The organism is Streptomyces sp. SPB074, from assembly GCF_000154905.1.
GTDB lineage: Bacteria > Actinomycetota > Actinomycetes > Streptomycetales > Streptomycetaceae > Streptomyces.
Map to the genome: position 1 here is coordinate 4,444,064 of NZ_GG770539.1, position 9,766 is coordinate 4,453,829.

Annotated in this window: 6 protein-coding genes and 1 pseudogene; 4 read left to right on the forward strand and 3 right to left on the reverse strand. The window is 71.7% G+C overall.

Going from position 1 to position 9,766, the window contains the following annotated elements:
• Positions 1-757 (forward strand): annotated as a pseudogene (locus SSBG_RS30280) (hypothetical protein); the annotation flags it as partial.
• 194 nt (positions 758-951) lie between these two features.
• Here SSBG_RS30280 and SSBG_RS18675 read toward each other — a convergent pair.
• Positions 952-1,848 carry a L,D-transpeptidase family protein gene (locus tag SSBG_RS18675; protein ID WP_234010583.1) on the reverse strand — a complete coding sequence of 299 codons (897 nt, stop codon included), beginning with the start codon at positions 1,846-1,848 and terminating at the stop codon, positions 952-954.
• 211 nt (positions 1,849-2,059) lie between these two features.
• Between SSBG_RS18675 and leuE the strand changes: the two genes are divergently transcribed.
• A complete protein-coding gene (leuE, locus tag SSBG_RS18685; RefSeq protein ID WP_008747633.1) occupies positions 2,060-2,707 on the forward strand; it encodes a leucine efflux protein LeuE in 648 nt (215 codons plus the stop codon).
• Positions 2,708-3,075: 368 nt separating this feature from the next.
• Here leuE and SSBG_RS18695 read toward each other — a convergent pair whose 3' ends face one another.
• A complete protein-coding gene (locus SSBG_RS18695; RefSeq protein ID WP_008747635.1) occupies positions 3,076-4,281 on the reverse strand; it encodes a UDP-N-acetylglucosamine--N-acetylmuramyl-(pentapeptide) pyrophosphoryl-undecaprenol N-acetylglucosamine transferase in 1,206 nt (401 codons plus the stop codon).
• Positions 4,278-6,482 (reverse strand): B12-binding domain-containing radical SAM protein, encoded by a 2,205-nt coding sequence (locus tag SSBG_RS18700; RefSeq protein ID WP_234010584.1) that lies wholly within the window; start codon positions 6,480-6,482, stop codon positions 4,278-4,280. The genes SSBG_RS18695 and SSBG_RS18700 overlap by 4 nt, the downstream gene beginning before the upstream one ends.
• On the opposite strand from SSBG_RS18700, the gene SSBG_RS18705 reads away from it, so the two are divergent.
• Together SSBG_RS18705 and SSBG_RS18710 are read left to right on the forward strand one after the other, a co-directional pair.
• Complete coding sequence (locus SSBG_RS18705) at positions 6,471-7,241, forward strand: glycosyltransferase family 29 protein (RefSeq protein ID WP_234010585.1); 771 nt, start codon at positions 6,471-6,473, stop codon at positions 7,239-7,241. The two genes, SSBG_RS18700 and SSBG_RS18705, sit on opposite strands and share 12 nt — an antisense overlap.
• Positions 7,242-7,303: 62 nt before the next feature.
• On the forward strand, positions 7,304-9,682 hold the full coding sequence (locus tag SSBG_RS18710) for a glycosyltransferase (RefSeq protein WP_008747638.1): 2,379 nt from the start codon (positions 7,304-7,306) through the stop codon (positions 9,680-9,682).
• Positions 9,683-9,766: the final 84 nt, after the last annotated feature.

The following is a 9,766-nucleotide window of genomic DNA, read 5'->3' on the forward strand; positions in this document are numbered from 1 at the left end:
GGCCGGCAGCGGGGCGCTCGCGCCCTTCCCCGGCTTCCCGGGCACGGTCCGGCCGGGCGACCCCGGGACGGACGCGCCGCCCGGCCCGCCCGCGGGCGCGACCCCCGGCACCACCGGGGTCCCCGGCCCGGCCGGTGAACTCCTCGCCCCCAGCCCGGCCCCGCCGTCCACGACCCTCTCGCCGCAGGGCGATCCGCGCGGCCCGCGCGCCTCCGGCACGGCGACCGCCTGCCGGGCGCACCTGCGCGGGCGCCTGGAACGGGACACCGAACGGCGCCTCGCGGCGCTCGCGGGCGGTACGGGAGGGATCGAGGCGTACTGCGAGAGGCTGCTGAGCGGCCGGACCCACGTCCCGAGCCCCGCCCTGTCGGCCCCCGCCCCGGTGACGCCCTCCCTCACCCTCCCCGAGCCCCGGGACCTCCCGCACCTTCCCGACCTGCCCGGCTCGCGGGACGACCCCGGCCCGCCGGACGCCACGGACCCGCCGGACGCCACGGGTCTGCCGGGTCTCCCCGGGCTGCCCGGCCTACCGACCTCGTACCCGACGTACGGCTACGAGCTGCCGCCCGGCAGTCCGAGCGCTTCTCCGCCGCGCGGCCCGGGCAGCGCGTCCCCGACCCGGGGCCCGCACGAGGCGACACCGCGACCGCCGACCGACGCCCCGTCAACACCGCCCGGACCACCGGAATCCCCGTCCCCCTCGGCCTCCCCGGCCCCGACGGAACCGCCCGCCGGCGAAGGCCCAGGGCTTCCCTGAACCCGCCGCGCGGGGGCGTGCGCGAACGGGGTGTGACACTTTTCGCGCCCTCGGCGCAGAGAGAAGTGAGCCGACTGGTCATCGGCTGTCGCACGAGCCGGGGTTCCCCCCGTACCACCGGCTCGTTGCCACCGGCGCGGGCGGGACACGTTCCCCCGGTCCCGTCCGCGCCCCGGCACATACTGAGCGGATGTTCAGTAGACGATCACCTTGTCGCCCGTGCGCACCGTGTCGAAGAGCGCGGCGACCTTCGCCTTGTCCCGGACGTTGACGCAGCCGTGCGAGGCGCCCGCGTAGCCGCGCGCGGCGAAGTCGGGGGAGTAGTGGACGGCCTGGCCGCCGCTGAAGAAGAGCGCGTAGGGCATCGGGGTGTCGTAGAGCGTCGAGACGTGGTCGCGCGACTTCCAGTAGACCTTGAAGGTGCCGTCGCGTGTCGGTGTGTAGGCGGAGCCGAAGCGGACGTCCATGACGGAGACGACGCGCCCGTCCACCATCCAGGAGAGCGTCCGGCTCTTCTTGCTCACGCACAGCGCGCGGCCGGTGCGGCAGCGGGGGTCGGGATCGGTGGGCGGCAGCGTCGTCTCCGGGTACAGCTCGGCCTTCGTCGGCGCCGGGCCGGCCGCCCTGAGCCGCCCCCACGTCACGGCGTCGAGCACGCCGCTCGCGCCGAGCCCCCGGTCCCGCTGGAACGCGGCGAGGGCCCGCGCGGTCACCTCCCCGAAGTACCCGGTCGGCTGCTGCCGGAAGAACCCGAGCGACCACAACCGGGCCTGGAGCGCCCGCACATCGGCGGTGCGCTGCCCCTTGCGGGGAAGCGCGGGGGTGGTGGCCGGGGGCGGCGTACGGGGCGGCGGGGCGCTGGCGCGAGGGGCGCTGGTGCGCGGGGCGGGCGGCGGAGCGCTCGTACGGGTGGGTGCGGGGCTCGTGCGGGCCGGGGCGGGGCTCACGGGCGGGGGGCTCGTCCGGGCCGGGGCCGTGGAGCCGGGCGCCCCGGAACCGGAAGCGCCGGGCGCCGCCACCCCCTCGACCCGGCAGCCCGCGAGCACGAGCACGCCCAACGCCCCCGCGGCGACCGCCGATCCGTGTCGCATCCGCATCCCCCTCGTCGTCCGGCCCCTTTGTGACTTCCCCGGCCGGGAAGGGACGAACCGTCACGACGGAACGCGGGAACGGGCCGCCGCCGGGCGGGAGGACCCGCTCCCGTGCGCGATGCGCCGCTGACGTCGGGCGAGCGACGTGGGGCCCGTGTCCGCGTGCCGGAAGGGTCTGTCCGGATACGTACGGGCGTGCGACACTGCCGCCATGTTCGGTGTCACAGACCTCCCCACGTACCTCGCGGGCGTGGCCCTCATCGTCCTGCTGCCCGGTCCGAACTCGCTCTACGTGCTCTCGGTGGGCGCCCGGCGCGGAGTGCGGACGGGGTACAAGGCCGCCGCCGGGGTGTTCCTCGGGGACACGGTGCTCATGACGCTCTCGGCGGCCGGCGTCGCCTCGCTGCTCCAGGCGAACGAGGTGCTGTTCTCGGTCGTCAAGTACGCGGGCGCCGGTTATCTCACCTGGCTCGCCTACGGCATGATCCGCTCCGCGCTCGCCCTGTGGCGCACCCGCAGGGAGCGGGCCGCCGAGGCGGCGGGCGAGTCGCCGTCCGCCGAGCGCGAGCGCCCCTTCCGCCGGGCCTTCGTGATCAGCCTCTTCAACCCGAAGGCGATCCTCTTCTTCATCGCCTTCTTCGTTCAGTTCGTTCCAGCGTCAAACCCGCTCCCGGGCTTCATCCTCCTGGGCTTCCTTGCCCAGGTCGCGAGCGCTCTGTACCTGTCGGTCTTGATCCTCAGCGGCGCTCGCCTCGCAGCGGCCTTCCGCAAGCGCAAGGCGCTCAGTGCGGGGGCTACCTCCGCAGCCGGGGTCGTCTTCCTCGGGTTCGCCTTGAAGCTGTCGTTGGCAAGCGCGTAGGGGGCGTCGTGTCCGATCTCGTCCGTGTTGCATCCCTGTTCGCCCACATGACCCCCAAAGAGCGGCAGGAGGTGTTGGGGGCCCTGGGCCTGCCCGAGAGGCCCCGAAGCGAGCCCCAGGAGCCAGAGCCCGCCGAGGTGACCCCGTTCTCTGCACTGGTCAGCACCCCAAGCAGGCGGAGGCGGAAGCCCATCACCCTCAAGACGGTGCATGGTTCGAGGGAGCCTGGCTCTTTGCAGCACGGCGGTTAGCAGTTCCGTCTGCTGGGCTCGTGCGGATGCCGTGATCAAGTGCTCGCGACGGAGCCAGGAACGGCTCGCAGCCCCACCGACCATGTGCGGTGGGGCTGCTCCCCTACTGCCGTTGTTTCAGCGGCTCTGATTGAGCGCGACGCTCAGCAGGAGTTCGACCAGCCTGTGCGCAGCGTCGGGCTTACCCATTGAGCGCGCCGCTCCCGCCATCGTCTCCCGGCGCTGTGGATCGGACAGAAGAGGCTCCAGGGCGCCCCGCAGCGCGGCGGCGGTGGCCCCGTCTCCGGTCAGCGCCACAGCGGCCCCGGCCCCTTGGAGGTGAAGCGCATTGTGCTCCTGCTCGTTGCCCGCTGAGGTGGCGAGGGGGATGAGGACGGACGGCTTGCCGAGCGCCGTCAGCTCGGAGACGGTTCCGGCGCCGCTGCGCGAGACGACGACGGAGGCGAGTGCAAGGACGTCGGGCAGCTCCGGACCGACAAAGCCGTCCACCCAGTACCTGCCGTGGAGCTGGCGCGGCAGCCCCGCAACTGCTTGCCGGGACTTTTCCACCCAGTTCGGCCCGCACTGGTGGATGACGTTGGCGACGGACAGCAGCCAAGGGAGGTTTTCACGGATCACGCCGTTGATCTGCTCGCTGCCCTGGGCTCCGCCGGTGATGTAGACGGTGGGCAAGTTGGGGTCGTATCCGGTCATGCCGAGGGCGGGAATGGCCTTGGCGGGGTCGCCGGTGAGCACGGCTGGCCGGACAGGGTTGCCGGTGACGACAGCGGTAGCGGCGACGGAGTCGGGGAGAAGGCTCAGTGAGTTCTCCGACGACAGCGCGACGGCGGTCGCGGAGCGGGCGAGGACCCGGTTGGCGAGGCCAAGTCGGACGGTCTGCTCGTGGATGATCAGCGGAGTCTTCGTCGCGCGGGCAGCAAACCCGACGGGGACAGCGACGTATCCCCCGGTGGAGAGGATCACGTCGGCCCGGAAGCGGCGAGCGATGGTCCGGGCCTCCAGTACGCCCCTGGGCACGCGACCCATGTCCCGCATGTTCTCAGCATTGATCATCTTCATCGGGTTGCTGGAGCGGCGTAGCTTACCGGTCGGCACGGTTTCGAAGGGGATGCCCTCGGCAGGAGCGACGCGGGATTCGAGCCCGGTGGCGGTGCCGACCCATAGGACGTCCACGCTCGCCCCGTGGTGGTGCATGACGGTCTGCATCTCGCGGACCGCTGTCAGGGCGGGATAGGTGTGCCCACCCGTTCCGCCTCCCGTCACCATCAGCTTGAAGGGACGGCGAAAGGAGGCGAAACGGGTGGCGAGGGCGTCAACGGTCACGGCGTGACGGGGTCCGATCGTGAGGGCTCCGCATCCGACGAGCCGGAGCCGACGGCGGTCATGCGAACCTCCCGGACGATATCAGGCAATCTGACCTTGGTGAGGAGCCAGCCGAACCCGGCCGCCGTCGCCCCCATCTCCCCCACGTAGGTGCGCAGGGTGGCCCGCTGCCGATCAGTGAGGACGAACGTCCGCACCATCGGGGTCGGCAGCCGGTAGCGGCGAACGTCGGGCGACTCCTGAGCGGCCCGCGCATCCTCCAGGAGGAGGTCGATGTTGAAGTTGGCGATCTGTTCCAGCACGCCGGGCGGCTCGACGGTGAAGACCTGCGACAGCTTCAACCGGTGGTACGCAGCTCCTTCCCGGACGAGGCGGGCGACCAGCGATGAGCTGCCGGTCGCGGCCCCGGCGCGGCGCAGCACGGCGAGCGCGGCTCGCACAGCGACGTCAGCCAGATCCTCCAGAGCCTCGGAGATCATCCGCATCCGGTAGGTGTAGAGCAGGTTGTTGCCCAGCTCACCCGCGATGTACCGGTCCACGTTCGCCGGGGCGTACCGCATGAGGTCCTGGCGCTCGTCCCACAGTTGTTCGTCGGTCTCGGCCAGGAACTCGCTGATCACCCGCGTCAGTTCCTCACCATGTTCCTGGCTGTGGCATTCCTCCAGCCAGGCCATCGGGGAGACCTTGTGGGCACGGATCATGGCCAGGACCGTGCCGAACACGCCGCCGTTGTAGAGCGAGGCGACGAAGAGGTCCATCACCCGGCACTCGCGGTACTCCTCGTACGACATGTTCGGCAGCTCGACGCACACCTCGTCCAGCTCGGCCGCCCGGACTTCCTTGCCGAGGATGGTGTAGCGACCGAAGCAGCGTGGCATGACCCGCCACTTCGTGCCCAGGCCCCACCGCTGCCGGTACGCCGGTGCGTACATCTGGGAGGAGGGCAGCAGCGTGAGCTGGAACATGTTGAGCCGGTCGAAGCGGGCGTCCATCAGCCCGCGCAGGGTGTCGAAGTGCTTCTTCTTCGAGTCGTCCGGCAGAGCGAGGATCACCTCGCTATAGGACTGGGCTCCGGCCTCCGCCGACTGGAGAGCGATCTCCATCATCTTCTCGGCGGAGATGTTCTTGCGCTGCACGGCGGCCAGCACGTCCGTGTCCAGGGACTGCACGGACCCTGACAGGCTGATGGTGCCCGGTACCTGGGCCACTGCGTCGAGGACCCGTTCGCGCTGGTTCTTGCCTGTGGTCACGTTGACGAGGCGTGGCCAGCCGTAGAGCTTCTGGCACTCGGCCAACACCTGGCAGGTGTGCTTGTCCTCCGGGAACATGCCGAAATTGCTGTCGGTGATCAGCAGCTCGCTGCGCGCCGTGCCGGCTGCGACCAGCGGCGCCATCCTCCGGCCGATGTAGTGCAGCTCGGCCTCGACCTCGGCGCGCGGGCGCTTGGCCACCTTCGAGAAGTAGTGCTGGCCCTCGGTACAGAAGTCGCAGGAAAACGGGCAGCCGCGGGTGGTCGTGATCGTCGGCACGCCGCCGCGATCGAAGAAGCGGTCCAGCATCCCGGCCGTGTACGGCGAGGGAACATCGGCCAGATCGCGGATGCGGTTGCGTGGCCGAGGGGTGTAGACGTCCCGGCGGTCGGCGGACAGGGAGTGCACGCCGGGGATCGTGTCGAGGACCTTGCTCGCGGGCTTGCTGTTGAGGTGGAGCAGCAGGTCTGCGAAGGCGATCTCGCCCTCTCCGTCTACGTAGAAGTCCACGGCCCCGGCGAGCCGCTGGTACCAGAACTGGACCTGGTCGGCGCGCAGCAGCGGATAGTGCGGGCCGCCCATGACCACGACGGTCTTGGGGAACTTCTCCTTGATGACGCGGGCGATGCCGATCGACAGGTGCGCGTTCCAGATGTAGTGGGAGAACCCGATCACATCTGGGGCCCCGTGTGCCTCCAGTGCCTTCGCCAGGTCTTCGGGAAACTTGAAGACCTGGGGCACGTGCTTGAAATCCATCACGGTCGCGGCGTGGGTCGCGAGCCCGGCCACGGCCTGCGGCATCGTCTCGGCGGACACGGCCTGCTGCGTGTAGGTGAGGTCGCACAGCCAGACCCTCAGGTTCATCTTCGGCCGCTGCTCGGGCTCGCCGACCGGGGCGAGTGGCGCGAGTTCCAGGACGCCCTCGGCCGCTCGCTCGACGTGGGCCTCCACGACCTCGACAGCCGCGTCACCGCCCCGGGGCCCGACACCGCCGCCCCCGGGGACGAGGCCGACGACCCGCGCACCGCGCTCAACACCCTCCTCGCCCACTACGCCGACCTCGCCCGCTCGCGGCGGCGCGGCCCCGTGGCCGATCCGGTCTTCGGCGACACCACGTGGATCTCGCTCGGCGAGTTCCGCAACCGGATCGCCGGACGCTCGGTGTGCCTCGTGGCCAACTCCGGCCAGGTGGGCTCCGGTTCGCTCGGCGCGGAGATCGACGCCTACGACCTCGTGGTCCGCTTCAACTCCTACCGCATCGACCCGGCGGCGACCGGCGCGCGCACCGACATCCACGTCACGATCCACAAGCACGCCCTCAACTGGGACCAACGCGTGGACACCCGCCTCGTGTTCGGCGGCGACGTGGGCGCCTGGCGGTCCTCGCTGCGCAACCGGCTCGTACCGGGGGCCCAGAAGCACCTGGGTGACGACTCGCTGCGCTGGCCGCTGCGCGAGGTCGGCAAAGTGGGCCCGCAGGAGTGGCCCGCGATCCCCACCACGGGCTTCAACACCCTCTTCCTCCTCGACTTCCTCGACGTGAACCCCGTCATCGACCTCATCGGCTTCGACTTCTACGAGAGCGGTGCCTACCGCACGAGCGAGGCCATGCGGATGCCGGTGACCTCCGTGCACGAGTACGCCGACGAGAAGACGTGGGTGCTCGACCGCGCGACGAAGGTGACCGGGCACAAGATCAGCCTGCGCTGACCCCGCCGCCCGACGACCGCACCCCCCCGTACGCTCTCGCAGACTTGAGGACCCACCCCGCCATGTCCCTTTCCACCGCCTCCGCCGCCCCGCCCGCCGCCCACACCCCCGCAGTGCCCGTGCGCGAGGCCGCCGGGGACGACGTGCGCGACCTCACCGGCAAGCGCCGCGTCGCCTTCGCGAGCTTCGTGGACGAGAACTACCTCCCCGGCTTCCTCGCCCTGCTCCGCTCCCTGGCGCTGAGCAACCCGGGGGTCTGCGAGGACTTCCTCGTCCTCCACGACGGCCTGCGCCCCGCCTCGCTCGCCCGCATCCGCGCCCTGCACCCGCGGATCGTCCCGCGCCGCGTGGACGCCGCCCGCTACGACGCCTACGCCAAGGGCGACCAGAACAACTACCTCGTCCGCAAGGCGTACTTCCTCCTCGACGTGTTCCGCGTCCGCGACTACGACACGATCATCACGCTCGACACCGACATGGTCGTCCTGGACGACCTCTCCGAACTCCTGCGGCTGCGCGAAGGGCTCGCCGCCGTCCGGCAGTTCTTCCACGGCACCCAGAAGCTGAACAGCGGACTCCTCGTCATCCAGCGGGAGTTCCTCTCGGACGCCTTCTGCGAACGCATCGACGAGACGGGCCTCGCGGGCAGCTACGAGCTCGACAAGCACGACCAGGGCATCCTGAACGCCGTGCTCGACGGCGACTTCGTCCGCCTGCCCGCGCGCTACAACTTCGTCAAGCGCCGCCTCTCCGGCGACAAGCCCGTCCCCGAGGACACCGCGGTCCTCCACTTCACCGGCCGCCACAAGCCCTGGCAGGGCGGCGAGCACGGCTACGCGGAGGCCGAGGCCCGCTGGCGCGAGTTCCACCTGACCGAGCGGGAGTTCCAGGACGCGTACCTCGCCCTGCCCGGCGCGAAGCACCCCGATCTCCTCGTCCACCTCGGCACCCCGTACGTCCACCGCACCGGCGACGTGGACGCGGCCCGCAGGATCGCCACCGCGCACATCGGCGCCGGGCACTTCGAGGAGGCCGTCGAGATCCTGCGCGCGGTCCGCCTCCCCGTCCACGACGCCTGGGCGCACGAGGTGCTGGGGCACGCGCTGCTCAGCGTCTCGCGCTACGCCGAGGCCACGAGCCACCTCCACCTCGCCGCCGCGTCCCCGCACCGCGCCCCGACCGCCTGCAGCCGCCTCGCGCAGATCGCCTGGATACACCACCGCGACGAGGAGGCCCACGCGCACGCGGAGAAGGGTCTCGCCGTCGATCCCACGCACCGTGCCTCGCGCATCTGGCACCGGCGCACCCGCCACGCGGCCCCCGGCGCCTCGCTGCCCCCGCGGCCGGAAGGCCCCGCGCACGAACAACTCGCCCACGTCGCCTTCTACATGGAGGGGCAGGGCAACGCGGGCGACAAGGTGCTCCCCGAGTCGGTGCGCCTCGCGCTCGACCCCGACACCTCCGCACGCCGCTGGCACTCCCTGCACGCGCACCGCCTCTTCGACCGCGCCGCGCTCGCCGAGGTCAACCGGCGGCGCGGGCTCGTCATCGGCGGCGGCGGCGGGCTCTTCATCCCCGACACCGCGCCGAACGGCAACAGCGGCTGGCAGTGGAACGTACCCCCTGAGCACCTGCGCGCGATCGACGTGCCCGTCATCGTGCACGCCGTCGGCTTCAACGCCTTCGACGGCCAGTCCTACCGCCACCGCCGCTTCCACGAGAGCCTGCGGCTCCTCGCCGAGCAGTCGTCGTTCTTCGGCCTGCGCAACCACGGCTCCGTCGAGAAGGTACGGGCGCTGCTCCCGCCGCACCTGCGCGAGCGGGTGCGCTGGCAGCCCTGCCCGACGACGGTCACCCGCCACCTCGTGCCGGGCTGGACCGACCCCGTCGCACGCGAGGACACGATCCTCCTCAACGCCGCTCACGACCGCGCGGGCCTGCGCTTCGGCCACGACTACCCGTACTTCCTCGACCAGATGGCCCGCGCCGTCCGGGGCCTCGGCGCCCTCGCCCAGGTGAGGATCGCCGCGCACGCGCTCGACGACGAACGCCTCGCGCACGACCTGTGCCGCACGCACGGCATCTCGCTGCCCGTGCTGCCGATGTACGACTGGGACAACGACGAGATCCGCGCGGCGTACGCGCGGACCCGCCTGGTGATCGGGATGCGCGGCCACGCCGGCATGATCCCCTTCGGCTGCGGCACCCCGATCCTGAGCCTCGTCTCGCACCCGAAGATGGCGTACTTCCTCGCCGACATCGACCGCCCCGAGTGGGGCGTCAGCGTCCACGACCGCCACCTCGCCGACCACCTCACCTCGGCCGCGCGCGGCCTCCTCGCCGACCACGCGGCGAGCGTCGCGGACGTGCACGAGCGGCAGCGGACGCTGTGGGAGGTGACGCGGGCCAACGGGGCGGACATCAGGGCGGTGCTCGCCTGACGGGAGCGGGCGAGCGGGGTCCCCGGCCGGGGGGAGCGGGGTCCGCGGCCGGGGGGCCGCGGGAGCGGAGGGCCGGACTGCCGG